The organism is Streptomyces chrestomyceticus JCM 4735, from assembly GCF_003865135.1.
Taxonomy (GTDB): domain Bacteria; phylum Actinomycetota; class Actinomycetes; order Streptomycetales; family Streptomycetaceae; genus Streptomyces; species Streptomyces chrestomyceticus.
Map to the genome: position 1 here is coordinate 5,573,983 of NZ_BHZC01000001.1, position 20,574 is coordinate 5,594,556.

The following is a 20,574-nucleotide window of genomic DNA, read 5'->3' on the forward strand; positions in this document are numbered from 1 at the left end:
CATGAGCGCCGGGCACGCCCACAAGCTCTACCGGCGCGGGCACTCGCCGGTGCACGCCCTGCCGCCGCACTGCAAGATCGCGGCCGTGCTCTGCTTCGTGCTGACCGTCGTCGCCACCCCGCGCACCGCCGTCTGGACCTTCGCCCTGTACGCGCTGCTGCTCGCCGCGGTCGCGGCGGCGGCCCGGGTGCCCGCCGGGTTCCTGCTCAAGCGGCTGCTCATCGAGGTGCCGTTCGTGGCCTTCGCCGTCCTGATGCCGTTCGTCGCCACCGGGCCGCGCGTCCACATCCTGGGGACGGCGCTGAGCGAGCCCGGACTCTGGGGCGCCTGGAACATCCTCGCCAAGGGCACGCTGGGCGTCGCCGCCTCCGTCCTGCTCGCCGCCACCACCGACCTGCGCGGCCTGCTGCTCGGGCTGCAACGGCTGCGGATGCCGCCACTGCTCGTCCAGATCGCCTCCTTCATGATCCGGTACGGCGACGTGATCGCCGACGAGCTGCGGCGGATGCGCGTCGCCCGCCTCTCCCGGGGCTTCGAGGCACGCGGCGTCCGCCACTGGGGCGTCCTCGCCAAGTCCGCGGGCGCCCTGTTCATCCGCTCCTACGAACGCGGCGAACGCGTCCACCTCGCCATGGTCAGCCGCGGTTATACGGGCACCCTGCCCGTACCGGACGCCGCCGCCGCGACCGGCGCCCAGTGGACCCGTGCCGCCGCCCTGCCCGCCGCCGCCCTCGCCGTATGCCTGCTGGGATGGACCCTTTGAACGACCGAGCGACCGCACCCGTGTCCACCGCACCCGTACCGCCCCCGGAGCCCTCCGCGCCCTCCCTGGAGGTCGCCGGGCTCGCCTACGCCTACCCCGACGGACACCAGGCCCTATACGGCGTCGACCTGACCGTCGCCCGCGGCGAGCGGGTCGCCCTGCTCGGCCCCAACGGCGCCGGCAAGACCACCCTCGTCCTGCACCTGAACGGCATCCTCACGCCCGGCGCCGGCACGGTCACGGTCGCCGGGCTGCCCGTCACCCGCCGCCACCTCGCCGAGGTCCGCCGCCGGGTCGGCATCGTCTTCCAGGACCCGGACGACCAGCTTTTCATGCCCACCGTCCGCGAGGACGTCGCCTTCGGGCCCGCCGCGGCCGGGCTGCGCGGCGCCGAACTGGCGGCGCGGGTCACCGAGGCGCTCGGCCGCGTCGGCATGGCCGACTTCGCCGACCGCCCGCCGCACCACCTCTCCTTCGGGCAGCGCCGCCGGGTCGCCGTCGCCACCGTCCTCGCGATGCGCCCCGAAATCCTCGTCCTGGACGAGCCGTCCTCCAACCTCGACCCCGCCTCCCGCCGCGAACTCGCCGACATCCTGCGGGCGTTGGACGTCACGGTGCTGATGGTCACGCACGACCTGCCGTACGCGCTCGAACTGTGCCCGCGCGCCGTCGTGCTGTCCGACGGCGTCATCACCGCCGACGGGCCCACCCAGCACCTGCTCAGCGACACGGAACTGATGACCGCGCACCGACTCGAACTGCCCTTCGGATTCGATCCGCGCTCTGTGACGATCCCCACGCCCTGACGGCACCCCCGCACACCGCGTCCGCCGCCGCCCCTGGTCACCAGCACTGATCCGCGCGTTGCACCATTGATAGGTCACAAACGCGACGGATGAGTGGGAAGCGGGAAACAGTGGTGGACGTCCAGGGCACGGTCGCGGACGGCTTCGAGCCGGTCCGGGACGCCTTTGCGGCCAACTTCGCGCGGCGCGGCGAGCGCGGCGCGGCTGTCGCCGTCTACCGGCACGGGCGCAAGATCGTCGACCTGTGGGGCGGCAGCCGGGACGCCGACGCCCCCGCGGACGGCGGCGCCCCCTGGGAGGCGGACACCGCCCAGGTCGTCCGCTCCGCCACCAAGGGCGTCGCCGCGATCGTCCCGCTCCTGCTGCACCAGCGCGGCCTGCTCGACCTGGACGCGCCCGTCGGCACGTACTGGCCCGAGTTCAAGGCCGCCGGCAAGGACCGCGTCCTGGTCCGCCACCTCCTCTCGCACCGCGCCGGGCTGCCTGTCCTGGACACCCCGCTCACCCCGGAACAGGCCGTCGACGGCGTCAGCGGCCCCGCCGCCCTCGCCGCCCAGGCCCCCGCCTGGACCCCCGGCACCGAGCACGGCTACCACGCCCAGACCTATAGCTGGCTGCTGGCCGAACTGGTACGGCGGGTCACCGGCCGCACCATCGGCACCTGGATCGCCGACGAGATATCCGGCCCCCTCGGCCTGGAACTGTGGGTCGGCGCACCCGCCGACGCGCTCGCCCGCACCGGCCGCCTGGCCGACGTCGAGGCACCGGCCCCGCCCGCCGCGGCCGGACTGCGCGTCCGCCCCAAGCGCAGCGTCACCGACGCCTACCGCGACCCCGCCTCCCTCACCCGGCGCGCCTTCGGCGCCATCACCCCGGCCCCCGACGAGAACGCCGACGCCTACCGCGCCGCCGAACTCCCCGCCTCCAACGGCATCGCCACCGCCCGCGCCCTGGCCCGCTGCTACGCGGCGCTCATCGGCCCCGTCGACGGCCACCCCCGCCTCTTCGCGCCCGCCACCCTCACCCTGGCCCGTACGGAGGAGTCCGCGGGCCCCGACCGCACCCTCGTGGTCAGCACCCGCTTCGGCCTCGGCCACATGCTGCACGGGCCCGCCGCGCCCCTCCTGGGCCCCGGCTCCTTCGGGCACCCCGGCCGCGGCGGCTGCCTGGCCTTCGCCGACCCCGAGTCCGGCACCGCCTTCGGCTACGTCACCAACGGCATGCAGCAGAACGTGACGGCCGACCCGCGGGCCCAGGCGCTGGTACGGGGGCTGCGGGCAGCGCTGGAGGGCTGAGCGCGCGGTACGGACGTGTCGTAAGGGGCGGGAGGGGCACCCGTACGCCTGACACGTCCGCCCACCCCAAGGAGCCGGCATGGCCGAGCAGCGCAAGATCAAGGACCCCCGGGAAGCCGGACCGGCCCAGGACAAGCCCAAGCCGCTGAACAGCGAGCGGGACCGCAGTGCCGAGGAGGTCAACGCGGACCAGCCGTCCGTACGCGGCGAGAAGCCGAAGCCGGCCCCGAAGCGGTACTGACCCGGAGGCCAGAGCCCGGTACCGGCCCTGAACCAGGCACGCGGTACCGGCCGGGCCGACGCCCTCTGTTGCCCGTGGGTCGCATGCGCCAAGGTGGGCGCATGAGGCGATTCGACGGCTACCGCGTACTGATCACCGGCGCCGGCCAGGGCATCGGCGAGGCCACCGCCCGGCGGCTCGCCACCGAGGGCGCGCGGGTCCTGGTCACCGACCTGGACGGGGAACGGGCCGAGCGGGCGGCGGCCGCCATCCGGGACAGCGCCGAGGTACGCGACAGCGGCGGCACCGCCGAGGCGCTCGCCTGCGACGTCGCGGACCGCACCGCCGTCGAGGCGGCCGTCGGACACGCCGTACGGCGCTTCGGCGGCCTCGACGTGCTGGTCAACAACGCCTGCCGCTGCACCCCCGACGCCCCGCTCTTCGACGGCCAACGGGACGAGGACTGGGCCGGCGACCTGGACGTCACCCTCAACGGCGCGTACCGCTGCGCCCGCGCCGCCCTGCCCCACCTGGCCGCCGCGGACGGCCGCGGCGCGATCGTCAGCGTCGGCTCGGTCAACGGCGAGCAGGACTTCGGCAACCACGCCTACAGCGCCGCCAAGGCGGGCCTGGCCTCCCTCACCCGTACCCTCGCGGGCGAGGCGGCCGGGCGGGGCGTACGGGTCAACCTGATCGCGCCCGGCACGGTCGACACCCCCAACTGGGGCGACCGCCCCGAAGCGCTGGAGCGCGCAGCAGCCGAGTACCCCCTGGGCCGCGTCGGCCGCCCCGCCGACATCGCCGCCGCCGTCGCCTTCCTGGCCTCCTCCGACGCAGCCTGGATCACCGGCGTCACGCTCCCGGTGGACGGCGGCATCCTGATCGCCAACACGTCCCTGAGCCGGGCGCTGCGCGGCGGCCCGGAAGCGCCCCGCTAGCGCAGCATCAGTGCGATGCCCGCGACCATCAGCCCCGCCGCCGCGAGACGCGGGGCGCCGAAACGTTCCTTGAAGAACAGGGTGCCGATGGCGGCCCCCACGATGATCGAGGACTCCCGGAGCGCGGCGATCGGCGCCAGGTCGGCCCGCGTCTGGGCCCACAGGACCAGGCCGTACGCGAACACGGACAGCACACCCCCGAGCGCGCCGCGCAGCGCCACCGGGCGCAACTGGGCCGCCAGCAGCCGGCGCCGGGTGACCAGCGCGTACACGGGGATCGCCAGACCTTCGAGGACCATCAGCCAGCCGATGTAGCCGAGCGAGGTGCCGGAGGCGCGGACACCGACGCCGTCCACCGTCGTGTACGAGGCGATGGCCAGCCCGGTGGCGAGGGCGGCGACGATGGCCGGCCAGTGCGGCTTCGTGCCGGAACCCCGGATGCCCCACAGCGCCAGGCCGACCAGGCCCGCCGAGGCCAGCACCACGCCGGCCAGCGCCCAGGCGTCGGGCACCTCCCCGACGAAGACGGCGGCCAGGACCGTGACGGCGAGCGGCGCGGTGCCCCGCGCGATGGGGTACATCTGCCCGAACTCGCCCATGCGGAAGGACTGCATCAGCAGCACCTGGTAGACGATGTGCAGCACGGTGGAGCCGGCGAGCGGGAGCCAGGCGGCGGGCGCGGGCAGCGGCGCGAAGCCGGCCAGCACCGCGCCGCAGACCGCACCGCCGCCGCCGACCAGCGTGAAGGCGATGAGCTGGTCCTCGATGTGGTGCGCGATCGCGTTCCAGCTCGCGTGGGTGACGGCGGCGGTCAGGACCGCCGCGACGACCAGCGGGCTCATGCGGCGCGCTCGCGCACGTCGGCCGCCCGGTTCCGCGCGTACGGGGCCGGGAGTCCGGGGGCGGCGCCGGGGGCCGGTGGGCGGGGAGCTTCATGACCGTACGGGAAATGGCGCATGACCCGCACGCTAGCTGTAGCTGTACGGGCCATGCGATGGTGCGCGGGCGGGGTGGGGGAGATCACCCCGGGACGGCCCGGGGCACCGCGGGAGGGCGCCCCGGGGCGGCGGGCCTCAGCCCGCCGACAGGATCGAGCGGACCACCGGCCCGGCGTTCGAGCCGCCGTGGCCGCTGGCCGGGACCACGGCGGCCGCCGCGACGTCGCCGCGGTAGGCGGTGAACCAGGCGTTCGGCTTCTCCTGCCCGTCGACCTCGGCCGAGCCGGTCTTCGCGCCGATGTCGCCGCTGAGCCCGGACATCGCCTCCGCCGCCGTGCCGGACGTGGCGGTCAGCTTCATCAGCGACTTCACCGCGGACGCGGTGTCCGGCTTCATCGCGCGCGGGGCCTTGGCCAGCGCCCGGCCGTCCAGCGACGGCGCGACGATGTACGGCTGGTGGAAGCCGCCGTTCTGCACGGTCGCGGCGACGGAGGCGACGGTCAGCGGGTTCATCCGCACCCCGCCCTGCCCGATCAGCGAGGCGGCCATCTGCGCGTCGCTCTGCACCGGCACCGCGCCGTCGAAGGTCGGGATGCCGGTCTGCCAGTTCAGGCCGATGCCGAAGACGTCCCTGGCCTGCTTCGTCAGGTCGTCGTCGGCGAGCTTGGGCGCCATGGAGATGAAGGCGTTGTTGCAGGACGCGGCGAAGCTCTGCGCGAAGGTGCCGTCCTTGATCTCGGTCTTGTTCAGGTTCTGGAACTTCCAGCCGCCGACCGTCACGAACTTCTCGCACGGGTGCGGCTTGTCCGGCGCCGTCAGGCCCTTGTCGATGAGCATCGAAGCCGTCACGATCTTCATCGTCGAGCCGGGCGCCAGTGAGCCCTGGGTAGCCGTGTTGAAGCCCTTCTCCGGGGAGTTGGCGATGGCCAGGATCTCGCCGGTGCTCGGCTTGAGGGCCACCGCGGACGCCTTCGGCTTGCCCTTGACCGCCTTCTCCGCCGCCGCCTGCACCTTGGCGTCCAGCGTGGTCTTCAGGGTGCCCGGCGTGCCCTTGGAGAGCACCTTCAGCGTCTCGTCGGGCTGCTGCGTCGCCTTGTCACCGCGGGCCCGGTGGACGGACAGCTCCACGCCGGGCTTGCCGTCCGTCTTCTTGCCGTACTTGTCGCGCAGGCTGTCCAGCACCCCGGCCAGCGCCGGGTGCGCCTCCTTGGTCAGCTCGGCGCCGTTGCGGTCCACGGCCTTGATGGGCGGCGCCTCGGCCTCGCCGGTCCGCAGCACGTCGCCCTTGCCCAGCTTGGGGTGCAGGATGCTCGGGGCCCAGGCGATCCGCGGCTCGCCGGTCTCCTTGTCGCGCTTGACGGTCAGTGAGGTGCCGTACGAGACGGGAGCCTTCAGGTTCTTGTACGAGATCTGCGCGGCGACCGTGTAGGCGACCTTGTCGCCGGCGGCCTTGCCCGGGGTGAGCTTCAGGTCCGTGAAGTGGGTCTGCTTCGGGTACGCGGCCAGGCCGGCGGCGGCCGCCTTGGCGTCGTCCGTGAGAGCGGCGGCCTTGTCGGCGGCGCCCGCCCGCCAGGCGTCCAGGAACTTCCCCGCGGTGCCGGTGACTTCCTCGGCGGACAGCGGGCCGGACTTCACCTCGGGCGCCGCGTCACCGGGCTTGCCGTCCCGGGCCGCGCGGACCTCCTGGGCCTGATCGCCGTCGCCGGACCCGCCGAGCAGCGTGTAGCCGCCGACGCCGCCCACGACCAGGGCCACCGCCCCGCCGATCAGCCCGTACCTCACCTCACGGCGCATGTCGCCGATCCCCTCCCGAATCCTCGTTCTTCAGCACGCACACAAGAACGTGCAGCGCACTCTATGGGACACGGGGTGCGGGAGGGAGTTCCGGCCCGGTGACGCGGGCGGCCCCGGTGGGGCGGCGCGGCGTCTCAGGTGTGCGGCTGCTGCCGGGGCGGCCGGCGCTGCCAGCGCTGGGTGGCGACGACCTCCACCGGGTTGATGCGGAAGACCGTGGTCTTCTGCCCGTCCACCTCGGTCGTGGCCTGGAGGCCGGGAGCGTCGCCGAGCAGCGCGTTGCTGCTCTCCTGCCAGGTCAGCCCCGGGTAGTGCTGCCGTTCGCCCCAGATCTCGGCCTCCTCCCTGGCCTGCTCGATGTCGAGGAACGCGGCGAGGGCCAGCTCCTTGCAGGCGGGCGCGACGGTGCGCAGCGAGCCGTGGTCCTCGACCTGTTCCGGCTTGTTGTGCTCGATGACGTAGACGATCTTCGGTGTGCTCAACTACGGTCCCTCCCTGCCCGTCCGGGCTCCAGGGCAGCGATCGGCATTGACCGGCATCGTTCGATGACGGCCAAGTATGACCGCCGCCCCTGCGCGGACGGCGCTTTCGGCGTACAGGTCCCGGCCGTGTCGTACCCGGGGCCCGGGTGACGGGGGACGACGACGCCCCGCCCCATGAGGAGGAGTGCCCCGTCCGGCGCGCCGGACGCCAAACGGCCCGCCATCGGCCCTCGATGCGCCGGCTACCCGCACGAGGACCGCCCGCCGCCCACGTGCCCCCGGAGACCGTCAGCAGTGCCCTAGACCCACGTGTCGAACCACATCCGGTTGTGCCAGGCGCTCTTGGGGATCGGCTGTCCGGTGTACAGCGGGTAGAAGTAGATGAAGTTCCAGATGATGAGCAGGACGAGGACTCCGGCGCCCACCGCGCCGACCGCGCGCCGCCGTTCGCTGGATCCCGGCGGGCCGAGGACGGCGCCGATCATCATGGCCAGGGCCAGGCACACGAACGGCACGAACACCACCGCGTAGAACAGGAAGATCGTCCGGTCCTGGTACAGGAACCACGGCAGGTAGCCCGCCGCGATGCCGCAGGCGATGGCGCCCGCCCGCCAGTCGCGCTTGAACAGCCAGCGGTAGAGCACGTACAGGAGCGCGAAGCAGCCCGCCCACCACAGCAGGGGAGTGCCCAGCGCGAGCACTTCCCGTGCGCAGCCCTCGGCCGCCTTGCAGCCGTCGTGCCCCATCTTGGGGTCCTCGTAGAAGTACGAGACGGGACGGCCCTGGACCAGCCAGCTCCAGGGGTTGGACTGGTACGTGTGCGGCGTGGACAGGCCCTTGTGGAAGTCGTAGACCTCCGTCTCGTAGTGCCACAGGCTGCGCAGCCAGTCCGGGAGCCACTGCCAGCCGCCCGCCCGGCCCTCCGGTGTGGCGGTGGCCCAGTCACGGTAGTAGCCGCCCTTGGTGACGATCCATCCGGTCCACGTCACCAGGTACGCGGCCATGCCCACCACGACGGTCGAGACGAACGCGGGCACCACGTCCCGGCGCAGCACCGCGCGTACGGGGTGCCGGGCGCCGGCCGTGCGCCGCGCGGCCATGTCCCACAGCACCGACAGCAGGGCGAACGCCGCCAGGTAGTACAGGCCGTTCCACTTGCTCGCGGCGGACAGGCCCAGGCACAGCCCCGCCGCCAGCCGCCACGGCCGCCACCCCAGCCGCAGCCGGTCGCCCACCGTCTCGTCCGGCCGGGCCAGCCCGTCCGTGCCGACCGGCAGTGCCGCCGCCAGCCGCGCCCGGGTGCGGTCGCGGTCCACCAGCAGGCAGCCGAACGCCGCCACCACCCAGAACATGACGATGAGGTCCAGCAGCGCGGTACGGCTCATCACGAAGTGCAGCCCGTCCACCGCCAGCAGCACGCCCGCCAGGCAGCCCAGCGCCGTGGAGCGCATCAGCCGGCGCCCGATGCGGCAGATCATCAGCACCGACAGGGTGCCGAGCAGCGCCACCGTGAACCGCCAGCCGAAGGGGTTCATCCCGAACGCCCACTCGCCCAGCGCGATCATCCACTTGCCCAGCGGCGGATGGACGACGTAGGAGTGCTCGGGCGAGAGCAGGATCTCCGGCGGGTGCGCCACCAGCGCGTCGTTGGCGTTCTTCGCCCAGGTGCCCTCGTAGCCGTACCGGAGCAGCGACCAGGCGTCCTTGGGGTAGTACGTCTCGTCGAATATCACCTTCGCCGGACTGCCCAGGTTCCAGAACCGCAGCAGGCCCGCGAAGAGCGCGACCAGCAGCGGACCGCCCCAGCCCGACCAGCGCGCGAGCCGGCCGGCGGCGGCCGGGCCCAGGCCCAGGACCGTCCACACCCGCGTCCCCGGCTCGGGGAACGCCGGCACCAGCCGCTCACGGGCGTCGGCCTGCGGCTGCCCGGCGTAGCCGAACCGGCGCAGCCTGCGCTGCCACCGCCGGGGCTGCCCGGCGGCCTCCTCCTCGGCGCGGTCTGCGTCTGTCGCGGTGTCACTCGTCACCGGCCCATCGTAGGGAAGCGGTCTGTGCGGAACGCGGGGGCCGCGCGGCCGGGCCCGCAGGACCGGTACGGGCGGGGCGTACGGGACCGGTGAGCCGCGTGCGGCAGCCGCCACCGGGACGCGCCGCGCCGTACGGCTGGGAGGATGGGGGCGTGACTGGAACGCTGGTACTTGCAGGGACGCCCATCGGCGACGTCGCGGACGCCCCGCCGCGGCTCGCCGCCGAACTGGCGGCGGCCGAGGTGATCGCCGCCGAGGACACCCGGCGGCTGCGCCGCCTGACCCAGGCGCTCGGCGTGCACACGACCGGCCGCGTCGTGTCGTACTTCGAAGGCAACGAGGCGGCCCGCACCCCGAGCTGGCCGACGCCCTCGCAGCGGGCGCCCGCGTCCTGCTCGTCACCGACGCCGGGATGCCCTCGGTCTCCGACCCCGGCTACCGGCTGGTCGCCGCCGCCGTCGAACGCGGCGTCAAGGTCACCGCCGTGCCGGGCCCCAGCGCGGTGCTCACCGCGCTCGCCGTCTCCGGCCTGCCCGTGGACCGGTTCTGCTTCGAGGGCTTCCTGCCGCGCAAGGGCGGCGAGCGCCGCTCCCGGCTGCGCGAGGTCGCCGACGAGCGCCGCACCCTCGTCTACTTCGAGGCCCCGCACCGCCTCGACGACACCCTCGCCGCGATGACCGAGGTCTTCGGCGCCGACCGCCGCGCCGCGGTCTGCCGCGAGCTGACCAAGACGTACGAGGAGGTCCGGCGCGGGCCGCTGGAGGAGCTGGCCGCGTGGGCGGCGGACGGCGTACGCGGCGAGATCACCATCGTCGTCGAGGGCGCCCCCGAGACCGGCCCGCAGGACCTCGGCCCCGAGGAGCTCGTGCGTCGCGTACACGTCAGGGAGGAGGCGGGGGAGCGCCGCAAGGAGGCCATCGCCGCCGTCGCCGCCGAGACCGGCCTTCCCAAACGCGAGGTGTTCGATGCCGTCGTGGCGGCAAAGAATGCGGCGCGAACGGGACCGGTGGAAGGTAAATGACTAGCCTGGAAGGTAAAACGCGGGCCGCGCAGCGGGGCCGATTCTCTGCCCCCCGCCAAAACTGGGCCAACAGCTAACCGCCCTTGCTGCGCCACCGCCGGGGAAGGCGTCCACTGGGAGGTGGGACGTCCGTCCCCGGAGACCTTGTCCAGCGGGCAAGAGGAGCGGCTATGAGTGACATCGCGCGTACGCCGGGCAGCATCACCGCCGGCGCCCACCCCATCCCCCCGGCCGACCCCCCGGCACACGAGGCGTACGCCTTCGCGTGCATGAGGTGCGGCCACGGCTGGGAGCAGTCGTACGAGATAACGCACCACGTCGACGCGGACGGGCGCGCGCACTGTGTGTACTACGCGGACGGCGAGCGCGTGCCTTCCCCCCTGACCCGGCCCACCTGCCTGAACTGCGGCGCGCACGTCGTCCGCATCATGCGGGCCGGACAGGTCTCCATGGTCTCCAAGGCGATCGCGAGTCTGTACGAGCAGCCGTCGGCGGGCGCCGCCGAGGGCAACGCGGGCGCGGGCGCGGGAACCGTCCCGCAGCAGAGCGAGAACAGCGAGAGCACCACTGAGGGCGGTGCCTCCGCGGACGGCCACCGCGAGCGCCACCACTGGCACCTCGCCGACCTGCTGCACCCCTTCCAGCACCACCGCAGGTGAGCCGGCGGCCGCGGTCCCGGCCGGTGGCCGTCACCGGCCCCTCGTAGGATCGCGGCCATGAGCAAGAGCACCAAGGATGCGCCGCCGCCGCTGCCCGAACCGCTTCGGGTGCCGGTGGCGGACTCGCACACCCACCTGGACATGCAGGGGAGCACGGTCACCGAGGCCCTGGCCAAGGCCGCCTCCGTGGGCGTGACCACCGTCGTCCAGGTCGGCTGCGACGTGAACGGCTCGCGCTGGGCCGCCGAGACCGCCGCCGCGCACGAGGCCGTGCACGCGACCGTCGCGCTGCACCCGAACGAGGCGCCGCGGATCGTGCTCGGAGACCCGGACGGATGGTCGCGGCAGGGCGCCCGCGAGGCCGGCGGGGACGCCGCCCTCGACGCCGCGCTCGCCGAGATCGACGCCCTCGCCGCCCTCCCGCACGTCCGCGGCGTCGGCGAGACCGGCCTGGACCACTTCCGCACCGGCCCCGACGGCATGGCCGCCCAGCAGCGCTCCTTCCGCGCCCACATCGAGATCGCCAAGCGGCACGGCAAGGCCCTGGTCATCCACGACCGCGAGGCCCACGACGACGTGTTGCGGATCCTGCGCGAAGAGGGCGCGCCGGACACCGTCGTCTTCCACTGCTACTCGGGCGACGCCGAGATGGCCAAGGTCTGCGCCGAGGCCGGATACTTCATGTCCTTCGCGGGCAACGTCACCTTCAAGAACGCCCAGCCGCTGCGCGACGCCCTCGCCGTCGCCCCGCCCGAACTGGTGCTCGTCGAGACCGACGCGCCCTTCCTCACCCCCGCGCCGTACCGCGGACGGCCTAACGCCCCGTATCTCATTCCGGTCACGCTGCGGGCCATGGCCGAGGTCAAGGGAATGACGGAGGACGCCCTGGCCAGCGCCGTCGCGGCGAACACGGCCCGCGCCTTCGCCTACTGACGGGCCCGCGAGGACGGGCGCGGCACAATAGCGCGACGACACTGTGTAGCGGGTCCGCTTTGGAGAGTCACCCGCGCTCCGCTACATTCCGGGCCACACCCGGACCCGTGGCACGTGGAGCGTCGTGACTCATTCGCAGGGCAGCCACCACCTCGCGCACGGCGGACACGGACCCAGCACCGAGCCGCCGCGTGACGCAGCCGTCGAGAACCCCGACCCGTACGGGAGGTATGCCGCGTACGGCGACGGGGCGTACGGGACGCGCGGGGGATACGGGACGCAGGGCGAGTACGGGAGCTACAGCGCGTACGGCGAGTACGGGCCGTACGACGTGTACGAGACGTACAGCCCGTACGGAACGGGCGACCGGCACGACCCCGCGCGGGACAGCCGTACCGCTCCCGCCCCGGCCGCCCCGGCGCGTGACACCGAGACCCCCTGGCAGCCGGAGGAAGCTCCGGGCGGCCCCGCGAACCCGCCCGGCCCGGACGAGACCTGGGAGACGCCCGCAGCCGCCGCGCCTGCGCGTGTACCCCACCAGGGGCCGCTGGTCCCGCTGCGCGACGACCTGGCCGGCGTCCCCGCCCCCCGCGCCGGAGGACGGGCCGCCGCCCGCCGCGCCTCCCGAGGCACCGCCCACCGCCGCGGCATGACCGGCCGGCTCAACGCCACCGACCGCCGCGGCACCGACGGCACCGAAACCCGCCGCCGCCTGCTCCCGCAGGCCCTCGTCGTGGCCTTCCTGGCCGGTGGCACCTCCGCCTTCATCGCCCACGACAAGGCCGTCCGCATCGACGTCGACGGCGAACCCCGCACCCTGCACACCTTCGCCGCCGACGTCGGCGACCTGCTCGCCGACGAGGACGTCCCGGTCGGCGCGCACGACCTCGTCCAGCCCGCCGCCGACGCCGCCCTGACCAGCGGCGACGAGATCACCGTCCGCTACGGACGGCCGGTCCGCCTCACCCTGGACGGCGAACGCCGCCAGGTCTGGACGACCGCCGAGACCGTCGGCGGCGCGCTCCGCGAACTCGGCGTCCGCGCCGAGGGCGCCCACCTGTCCGCCGACCCCGCCCAGCGCATCGGCCGCAATGGCCTCGACCTCGACGTCCGCACCGAACGCAGCGTCACCTTCGTCGCCGACGGCCGCGAGCACACCGTCCGCACCAACGCGGCCACCGTCAGCGAGGCACTCGACCAGGCGGGCATCGTGCTGCGCGGCGAGGACATCACCTCGGTGGCGCCCGAGTCCTTCCCGCGCGACGGACAGACCGTCTCCGTCCTGCGCATCACCGGCGCCGAGAAGGTCCGCGAGGTCACCATCCCGTTCGAGACCGTCAAGCAGGCCGACCCGACGCTCTTCAAGGGCACCGAGACGGTGGTCCGCCAGGGACAGCCCGGCGTACGCCGCCTGACCTACGAGATCCGTACGGTCAACGGCGTCCAGCAGAAGCCCAAGAAGGTCGGCTCGGAGGTCGTCCGCGAGCCGCGCGACCGGATCGTGCACGTCGGCACCAAGCCGATGCCGATGAGCGTGGACGGGGCCGACCACCTGAACTGGGGCGCGCTCGCCGAGTGCGAGGCGGGCGGCCGCCCCGACGCGGTCGACGCGTCCGGCACCTACGGCGGCCTCTACCAGTTCGACACCGGCACCTGGCGCGGACTCGGCGGCAACGGACGCCCCCAGGACGCCCCGGCCAGGGAGCAGACCTACCGCGCCAAGAAGCTCTACATCAGCCGGGGCGCGAGCCCGTGGCCGGTGTGCGGGCGCAAGCTGCACGACTGAGCGGCCCTCCGGCCCGGGGGCGTGGCGGCCGCTGTCGCCGCGCCCCGCCCGGGGCGCCGTAAGCTGCACGGGTGAGCAACAGCAGCCCCACCGACGAGCCCGGCCCCCTCCTGGGCGCCGCCGACATCCGCGAACTGGCCACCGCCCTGGGCGTCCGCCCCACCAAGCAGCGCGGCCAGAACTTCGTCATCGACGCCAACACCGTCCGGCGCATCGTGCGTACCGCCGAGGTGCGGCCGGACGACGTCGTCGTCGAGGTCGGACCCGGGCTCGGCTCGCTGACCCTGGCCCTGCTGGAGGCCGCCGACCGGGTCACCGCCGTCGAGATCGACGACGTGCTGGCCGCCGCGCTGCCCGCCACCGTCGAGACCCGGCTGCCCGGCCGCGCCGACCGCTTCGCGCTCGTGCACAGTGACGCCATGCTCGTGCGGGACCTGCCGGGACCCGCGCCCACCGCGCTGGTCGCCAACCTCCCGTACAACATCGCCGTTCCTGTCCTGCTGCACATGCTCGCGACGTTCCCCACCATCGACCGCACCCTGGTCATGGTCCAGTCCGAGGTCGCCGACCGGCTCGCGGCCCGGCCCGGCAACAAGGTGTACGGCGTGCCGTCGGTCAAGGCCAACTGGTACGCCGAGGTCAAGCGGGCCGGCGCGATCGGGCGCAACGTGTTCTGGCCCGCGCCCAACGTCGACTCCGGACTGGTCTCGCTCGTCCGCCGGGAGAAGCCGGTCGAGACGACCGCCAGCCGTGCCCAGGTCTTCGCGGTGGTCGACGCGGCGTTCGCCCAGCGCCGCAAGACGCTGCGCGCCGCCCTGGCCGGGTGGGCCGGGTCGGCTGCCGCCGCAGAGACCGCGCTGGTCGCCGCCGGTGTCTCGCCGCAGGCCCGCGGTGAGGCGCTGACCGTCGAGGAGTTCGCCCGCATCGCCGAGCACAAGCCCGTCCACGAGGAGAGCGCCGCGTGACCGACCGGCCCGCCGTCACCGTCCGCGTACCCGCCAAGGTCAACGTCCAGCTCGCCGTCGGCGGCGCCCGCCCGGACGGCTTCCACGACCTGGCCAACGTCTTCCTGGCCGTCGGCCTGTACGACGAGGTCACCGCCACCCCGGCCGACGCCCTGCGCGTCACCGCGACCGGCCCGGACACCGACCGCGTCCCCCTCGACCGTACGAACCTGGCCGCCCGCGCCGCGGAACTCCTCGCCGCCCGGCACGGCATCGCGCCCGACGTGCACCTGCACCTCGCCAAGGACATCCCCGTCGCGGGCGGCATGGCCGGCGGCAGCGCGGACGCGGCGGGCGCCCTGGTGGCGTGCGACGCGCTGTGGGGCACCGGCGCCACCCGCGAAGAGCTGCTCGCGATCTGTGCCGAGCTGGGCAGCGACGTGCCGTTCTCGCTGGTGGGCGGGGCGGCGCTGGGCCGTGGGCGCGGCGAGCTGCTGACGCCGCTGGAGGTGGGCGGCACGTTCCACTGGGTCTTCGCGGTGGCCGACGGCGGACTGTCCACCCCGGCCGTCTACGCCGAGTTCGACCGCCTCACCGAAAACGTGAGCGTCCCCGCCCCGGAAGCGTCCCCGGCCCTGCTCGACGCGCTGCGCACCGGCGACCCGACCGCCCTGGCCCCCGCCCTCGCCAACGACCTCCAGCCCGCCGCGCTCTCCCTGCGCCCGTCGCTGGCCGCCACCCTCACGGCGGGCACCACCGCCGGAGCCCTGGCGGCCCTGGTCTCCGGCTCGGGCCCCACCACGGCCTTCCTCACCAAGGACGCCGACACGGCCGCCTCGGTGGCCGACGCCCTGCTGACCTCCGGCACCTGCCGGGCCGCCCGGGTGGCGGCGGGACCGGTGCCGGGCGCGACGGTCGTCTGAGACGGCCGTCCGAGGGGAGGGGGCGTGTGCGGCGCCCCGGCCACCCCCGCGGCGCGCGGCGCCCCGGTCCGCACTCCCCGCGCGGGAAGCACGCGGGGAAAAGCCTCCGGGGCCGGACTAGGCTGTCGGGAGGACCCCGACCGATGGAGTGAAGTGTGGCCGTCAACCTCGTCAATCTGGAAGCCGTGGGCAAGGTGTACGGGACCCGTGCACTGCTCGACGGTGTTTCCCTGGGTGTCAATGAGGGGGACCGGATCGGCGTCGTGGGGCGTAACGGCGACGGCAAGACGACCTTGATCCGGATCCTCGCGAAGCTGGAGGACGCCGACGACGGCCGGGTGACGCACAACAGCGGACTGCGGCTCGGCGTGCTGACCCAGCACGACTCGCTGGACCCGGCCGCGACCGTGCGGCACGAGGTCATCGGCGACCTCGCGGACCACGAATGGCGGGGCAACGCCAAGATCCGGGACGTGCTGACCGGGCTGTTCGGCGGGCTGGACCTGCCGGGGCTGGGGCAGGGCCTGGACACCGTGATCGGTCCGCTGTCCGGTGGTGAGCGCCGCCGGATCGCGCTGGCGAAGCTGCTGATCGCCGAGCAGGACCTGATCGTGCTGGACGAGCCGACCAACCACCTGGACGTCGAGGGCATCTCCTGGCTCGCCCGCCATCTGCGCGAACGCCGGTCGGCGCTGGTGTGCGTCACCCACGACCGCTGGTTCCTGGACCAGGTGTGCACCCGGATGTGGGACGTCCAGCGCGGCGACGTCCACGAGTACGAGGGCGGCTACAGCGACTACGTCTTCGCCCGTGCCGAGCGCGAGCGGATCGCCGCCAGCGAAGAGGCCAAGCGGCAGAACCTGATGCGCAAGGAGCTGGCCTGGCTGCGCCGGGGCGCTCCGGCGCGCACCAGCAAGCCGCGGTTCCGTATCGAGGCGGCCAACGAGCTGATCGCGGACGTGCCGCCGCCGCGGGACACCGCCGAGCTGATGAAGTTCGCCAACTCCCGGCTGGGCAAGACCGTCTTCGAGCTGGAGGACGTGACCGTGCAGGCCGGGCCCAAGGTGCTGCTCAAGCATCTGACCTGGCAGCTCGGGCCGGGCGACCGGATCGGCCTGGTCGGGGTGAACGGCGCGGGCAAGACCTCGCTGCTGCGGGCGCTGGCCGAGGCGGCGCGTACGGAGGGCGAGGCGCAGCCGGCGGCCGGGAAGATCGTGGTCGGCCGGACCGTGAAGCTGGCCTACCTGTCGCAGGAGGTCGCGGAGCTGGACCCGGCGCTGCGGGTGCTGGAGGCCGTGCAGCGGGTGCGGGAGCGGGTGGACCTCGGCAAGGGCCGGGAGATGACCGCGGGCCAGCTCTGCGAGAAGTTCGGCTTCACCAAGGAGAAGCAGTGGACGCCGGTCGGCGACCTGTCGGGCGGTGAGCGGCGGCGGCTGCAGATCCTGCGGCTGCTGATGGACGAGCCGAACGTGCTGTTCCTGGACGAGCCGACCAACGACCTGGACATCGAGACGCTGACGCAGCTTGAGGACCTGCTCGACGGCTGGGCGGGTTCGCTGGTGGTCATCAGCCACGACCGGTACTTCGTCGAGCGGACCACCGACCGGGTGTTCGCGCTGCTGGGCGACGCGACGCTGCGGATGCTGCCGCGCGGTCTGGACGAGTACCTGGAGCGGCGCCAGAAGGTGATCGACGCGGCGGCGCCCGCGCCCGCTCCGGCGCAGGAGGCGCCGAAGCAGAAGCCGGCGGCCGTGACGCGGGCGGCGCAGAAGGAGCTGCAGAAGATCGAGCGGCAGCTCGACCGCATCGGCGAGAAGGAGGCGAAGCTGCACGCGCAGATCGCCGAGCACGCGACGGACTTCGAGAAGGTCGCGGGGCTGGACGCGCAGTTGCGGGAGCTGGTGGGCGAGCGGGAGGAGCTGGAGATGCGGTGGCTGGAACTGGCGGAGGACGCGTAGCGGAAGAGCCGCTACCGCCGGAGCCGGCCGCGATCGATCGGCTCCGGCGCCTCTCCTGTCACATTCGGCCAAGAAACTGTGCGTAACCAACCATGACTGGCCGGGATTTCAGCATTACGGCAGGCTTCTTCCCCTTAGGGGCGCGCAACGTCGAACAAGCGTGTAGCTTCCGGGGGCAAGGGGCCTGGCGAGGGCCGGGGGGCTGGGCTCGCCGGGGAATTTGGGGGGTTGCTGCAATGGGCGTGCGGCTGATGGTGGTCGACGATCACCGACTGCTCGCCGAGGCACTCGCCTCGGCCTTGAAACTGCGCGGCCACCGCGTGCTCGCGGCGGCCGCCCCGAGTGCCGGGGCGGCGGATCTGGTGGTGAGCCGGGCGCCCGAAGTGTGCCTGCTGGGCACCGCGTCCCCGGCCGAGCCGGGCGCCTTCGACCCGGTCGTACGGATCAAGAAGGAGCGGCCGCAGGTCGCCGTCGTGGTGCTCGGCCCGGTGCCCAACCCGCGCGGTATCGCGGCCGCCTTCGCCGCGGGCGCCTCCGGCTACGTACGGCACGACGAGCGCATCGAGGGCGTGGAACGCGCCATGATGAAGGCGCGGGCCGGGGAGGCGGCGATCGCGCCGCAGTTGCTCCAGCAAGCCTTCGAGGAACTGCTGCATCCGGCGGCGCAGCCCGACGACGAGGGCGCCCGGCTGCTCCAGATGCTCACGCCGCGCGAGGTCGAGGTGCTGGTACGGGTCGCCGAGGGTGAGGACACCCGGCTGATCGCGGCAGGGATGGGCATCGCGCCGAGCACCGCCCGTACGCATGTGCAGCGGGTCCTGATGAAGCTGGGCGTGGGCTCGCGGCTGGAGGCGGCGGCGCTGGCGGCCCGTACGGGGCTGCTGGACCGGGCGGCGACCCGGGGCGCGGCCGCGCGCGAGGCGGCGGGGGCCGAGGCCGTCCCGCCGCCGTGACGCGTGCGGTCAGTCGGTGTCCTCCTGGAGGGCCGCCAGTTCCTCGGCGGTCGGCGGGACCACCGGGCGCAGCTTGATCCAGGCCAGGAAGAACAGGCCGAGCAGCAGCATGCCCAGGCCGGTCCAGAGGTTGATGTTGATGTCCTCGGCCTTCTTCAGGTCCGCGTCGGAGACGGCGAACCCGGCGATCGTGACGATGACGCCGTAGACCGTGAACAGGCCGCCGATGATGAGCCGGATGTCGAAGAGCCGGGCGGCCGTGGCCGACCTGCGCTCCAGTTCGACCTCGTGCTGGTAGTCACTCATGGTGCGTGCGTTCCTTCGGCTGGGGTGCGGGCGTCAGAAGGAGTACGGGACGTAGCAGAGGGCGGCGAGGACGATCGCGCCCCAGCCGAGCAGGGCCGGCTTGCGGTACCACGCGTCGTCGCCCTCGGCGGGCGGCTCGTCCAGGCCGGGGGACCGGGTGCCGTAGACCAGGCCGGCCAGCTCCGCCTCGGGCTTGGGCCGCGTGAACAGGGTGACACCGACCATCACCACGGCGCCGACGACGAAGGCGACGATCGCGGAGACGAAGTTGGCGCCCTGGTCGGTGGGGATGGCGATGATGCCCTGCTTGTAGATCCAGAAGTAGTTGACCATCGCCGCGGTGGTGCCCGCGACCAGGCCCCACACACCGGACTTCATGGAGGCCCGCTTCCAGAACATGCCGATGATGAAGACCACGAACATCGGCACGTTGAAGAAGGAGAACAGCGTCTGGAGGTAGCCCATGATGTTGTTGAAGCTGGCGGCCAGGAAGGCCGTACCGATGCTGCACAGCACGCCGACGGCGGTCACCAGGCGGCCGAACCGCAGGTAGTAGCGGTCCTCGCGGCCGGGCCGTACGTACTTCGCCCAGATGTCGGAGGTGAAGACGGTGTTGAACGACGAGACGTTGGCGGCCATGCCCGCCATGAACGCGGCCAGCAGACCGGTCACCGCGATGCCCAGGACACCGTTGGGCAGCAGGTCCCGCATCAGCAGCGGAATGGCGTCGTTGTACGTGAACTCCGCACCCTCGTGGCCGATCTGCGGCACGACCACCGCGGCGACCAGGCCGGGAATCATCACCAGGAAGGCGATGAACATCTTCGGGTAGGCGGCGATCAGCGGGGTGCGCTGCGCGGCGGAGAGGTTCTTGGCGGACAGCGCGCGCTGCACCTCGGCGAAGTTGGTGGTCCAGTAGCCGAAGGAGAGCACGAAGCCCAGGCCCAGGATGATCGTCAGCCAGTTGGCGCCGAGCGCGTTGGGCTCGCCGATACCGGTGCCGTCCCACGCCGTCAAAAAGCTGTGCCCGTGGCTCTTGTCCAGCGACGAGGTCAGCCCGTCCCAGCCGCCGACCCGCTTCAGACCGATGACGCAGATCGGGATCAGCGCGGCCAGGATGACGAAGAACTGGAGCACCTCGTTGTAGATCGCCGAGGACAGGCCGCCGACGGTGATGTACGCGAGGACGAACACCCCGGCCACCACGATGGCCACCCACTGCGGCCAGCCCAGCAGCGCCTCCACGACGATCGACAGGGCGTAGAGGTTCACGCCCGCGATCAGGATGGCGGCGAAGGCGAACAGCACCGAGCTGAGCAGGTGTGCCGACTTGTCGAAGCGCTGGAGCAGGAACTCCGGTACGGAGCGCACCCGCGAGCCGTAGTAGAAGGGCATCATCACCAGGCCCAGGAACACCATGGCGGGGATGGCGCCGATCCAGTACCAGTGCACGACGGCGACGCCGTACTGCGCGCCGGTGGCGGCCATGCCGAGGATCTCGGTGGCGCCGAGGTTGGCGGCGACGAAGGCCAGGCCGGTGACCCAGGCGGGCAGCGACCGCCCGGACAGGAAGAAGTCCAGGCTGGTCTTCACGCTGCGCCGGGCGGCGAAGCCGATGCCGAGGACGACGGCGAAGTAGACGGCCAGAATCGCGTAGTCGAGTCCGTTGGTGGGCAGCCGTAGCCCTGCGGCCAAGGTGATCATGGGGGCACTCACTTCTCTGTGCGTGATGAACGCACAGGAAACTACGCGCGGTCCTTCAGAAACTGAAGACTTTTGTTCGTTCTCGTGGCCCCATCGTGATCGGGGCGGGTGCTTTGTAGCGGAT

General features: G+C 73.1%; 18 protein-coding genes and 1 pseudogene. 13 read left to right on the top strand and 6 right to left on the bottom strand.

Annotated features, from left to right (window positions below; genetic code table 11):
• Position 1: 1 nt before the first annotated feature.
• The 5 genes from cbiQ to EJG53_RS24225 all read left to right on the top strand — a co-directional run bounded on the left by cbiQ (position 2) and on the right by EJG53_RS24225 (position 4,022).
• Entirely contained in the window at positions 2–763 is a 762-nt protein-coding gene (cbiQ, locus tag EJG53_RS24210; RefSeq protein WP_125046521.1) for a cobalt ECF transporter T component CbiQ, read from the top strand.
• The gene (locus EJG53_RS24215) at positions 751–1,569 is read left to right on the top strand and encodes an energy-coupling factor ABC transporter ATP-binding protein (protein WP_244955307.1); all 819 of its coding nucleotides are present in this window, start codon (positions 751–753) and stop codon (positions 1,567–1,569) included. Before cbiQ ends, EJG53_RS24215 begins: the two co-directional genes overlap by 13 nt.
• Positions 1,570–1,658: 89 nt before the next feature.
• On the top strand, positions 1,659–2,864 hold the full coding sequence (locus EJG53_RS24220) for a serine hydrolase domain-containing protein (protein WP_125046522.1): 1,206 nt from the start codon (positions 1,659–1,661) through the stop codon (positions 2,862–2,864).
• 79 nt (positions 2,865–2,943) lie between these two features.
• Positions 2,944–3,105 (top strand): hypothetical protein, encoded by a 162-nt coding sequence (locus EJG53_RS40700; RefSeq protein ID WP_154806397.1) that lies wholly within the window; start codon positions 2,944–2,946, stop codon positions 3,103–3,105.
• Between the two features lie 101 nt (positions 3,106–3,206).
• Complete coding sequence (locus EJG53_RS24225; RefSeq protein ID WP_125046523.1) at positions 3,207–4,022, top strand: SDR family NAD(P)-dependent oxidoreductase; 816 nt, start codon at positions 3,207–3,209, stop codon at positions 4,020–4,022.
• Here EJG53_RS24225 and EJG53_RS24230 read toward each other — a convergent pair.
• From EJG53_RS24230 to EJG53_RS24245, 4 genes are all read right to left on the bottom strand, one after another.
• Positions 4,019–4,864 carry a DMT family transporter gene (locus tag EJG53_RS24230; protein ID WP_125046524.1) on the bottom strand — a complete coding sequence of 282 codons (846 nt, stop codon included), beginning with the start codon at positions 4,862–4,864 and terminating at the stop codon, positions 4,019–4,021. The two genes, EJG53_RS24225 and EJG53_RS24230, sit on opposite strands and share 4 nt — an antisense overlap.
• Before the next feature lie 231 nt (positions 4,865–5,095).
• A complete protein-coding gene (locus EJG53_RS24235) occupies positions 5,096–6,754 on the bottom strand; it encodes a penicillin-binding transpeptidase domain-containing protein (protein ID WP_125046525.1) in 1,659 nt (552 codons plus the stop codon).
• Positions 6,755–6,888: 134 nt separating this feature from the next.
• The gene (locus tag EJG53_RS24240) at positions 6,889–7,236 is read right to left on the bottom strand and encodes a hypothetical protein (RefSeq protein WP_125046526.1); all 348 of its coding nucleotides are present in this window, start codon (positions 7,234–7,236) and stop codon (positions 6,889–6,891) included.
• Between the two features lie 299 nt (positions 7,237–7,535).
• Positions 7,536–9,263 carry a dolichyl-phosphate-mannose--protein mannosyltransferase gene (locus EJG53_RS24245; protein WP_125046527.1) on the bottom strand — a complete coding sequence of 576 codons (1,728 nt, stop codon included), beginning with the start codon at positions 9,261–9,263 and terminating at the stop codon, positions 7,536–7,538.
• 152 nt (positions 9,264–9,415) lie between these two features.
• On the opposite strand from EJG53_RS24245, the pseudogene rsmI reads away from it, so the two are divergent.
• The 8 genes and pseudogenes from rsmI (at position 9,416) to EJG53_RS24285 (ending at position 18,440) form a co-directional block, all read left to right on the top strand.
• Positions 9,416–10,284, top strand: a pseudogene (gene rsmI, locus EJG53_RS24250) (16S rRNA (cytidine(1402)-2'-O)-methyltransferase).
• Between the two features lie 170 nt (positions 10,285–10,454).
• Positions 10,455–10,943: a hypothetical protein gene (locus EJG53_RS24255; RefSeq protein WP_125046528.1), complete on the top strand. Its 489-nt coding sequence runs from the start codon at positions 10,455–10,457 to the stop codon at positions 10,941–10,943.
• Positions 10,944–11,000: 57 nt separating this feature from the next.
• Positions 11,001–11,876 carry a TatD family hydrolase gene (locus EJG53_RS24260; protein ID WP_125046529.1) on the top strand — a complete coding sequence of 292 codons (876 nt, stop codon included), beginning with the start codon at positions 11,001–11,003 and terminating at the stop codon, positions 11,874–11,876.
• A gap of 124 nt (positions 11,877–12,000) precedes the next feature.
• Positions 12,001–13,662, top strand: coding sequence for a resuscitation-promoting factor (locus tag EJG53_RS24265; RefSeq protein WP_174856449.1), 1,662 nt, complete (start codon positions 12,001–12,003; stop codon positions 13,660–13,662).
• A 71-nt stretch (positions 13,663–13,733) separates the two neighbouring features.
• A complete protein-coding gene (gene rsmA, locus EJG53_RS24270; protein ID WP_125046530.1) occupies positions 13,734–14,627 on the top strand; it encodes a 16S rRNA (adenine(1518)-N(6)/adenine(1519)-N(6))-dimethyltransferase RsmA in 894 nt (297 codons plus the stop codon).
• Positions 14,624–15,529 carry a 4-(cytidine 5'-diphospho)-2-C-methyl-D-erythritol kinase gene (locus EJG53_RS24275; protein WP_125046531.1) on the top strand — a complete coding sequence of 302 codons (906 nt, stop codon included), beginning with the start codon at positions 14,624–14,626 and terminating at the stop codon, positions 15,527–15,529. Before rsmA ends, EJG53_RS24275 begins: the two co-directional genes overlap by 4 nt.
• A gap of 155 nt (positions 15,530–15,684) precedes the next feature.
• Positions 15,685–17,487 carry an ABC-F family ATP-binding cassette domain-containing protein gene (locus tag EJG53_RS24280; protein ID WP_125046532.1) on the top strand — a complete coding sequence of 601 codons (1,803 nt, stop codon included), beginning with the start codon at positions 15,685–15,687 and terminating at the stop codon, positions 17,485–17,487.
• Between the two features lie 236 nt (positions 17,488–17,723).
• Positions 17,724–18,440, top strand: a complete 717-nt coding sequence (locus tag EJG53_RS24285; protein WP_125046533.1) for a helix-turn-helix transcriptional regulator — start codon at positions 17,724–17,726, stop codon at positions 18,438–18,440.
• A gap of 9 nt (positions 18,441–18,449) precedes the next feature.
• Here EJG53_RS24285 and EJG53_RS24290 read toward each other — a convergent pair whose 3' ends face one another.
• Both EJG53_RS24290 and EJG53_RS24295 read right to left on the bottom strand, forming a co-directional pair.
• The gene (locus tag EJG53_RS24290; RefSeq protein ID WP_125046534.1) at positions 18,450–18,746 is read right to left on the bottom strand and encodes a hypothetical protein; all 297 of its coding nucleotides are present in this window, start codon (positions 18,744–18,746) and stop codon (positions 18,450–18,452) included.
• Positions 18,747–18,779: 33 nt separating this feature from the next.
• Positions 18,780–20,450, bottom strand: coding sequence for a sodium:solute symporter family protein (locus EJG53_RS24295; RefSeq protein WP_125046535.1), 1,671 nt, complete (start codon positions 20,448–20,450; stop codon positions 18,780–18,782).
• Positions 20,451–20,574: the final 124 nt, after the last annotated feature.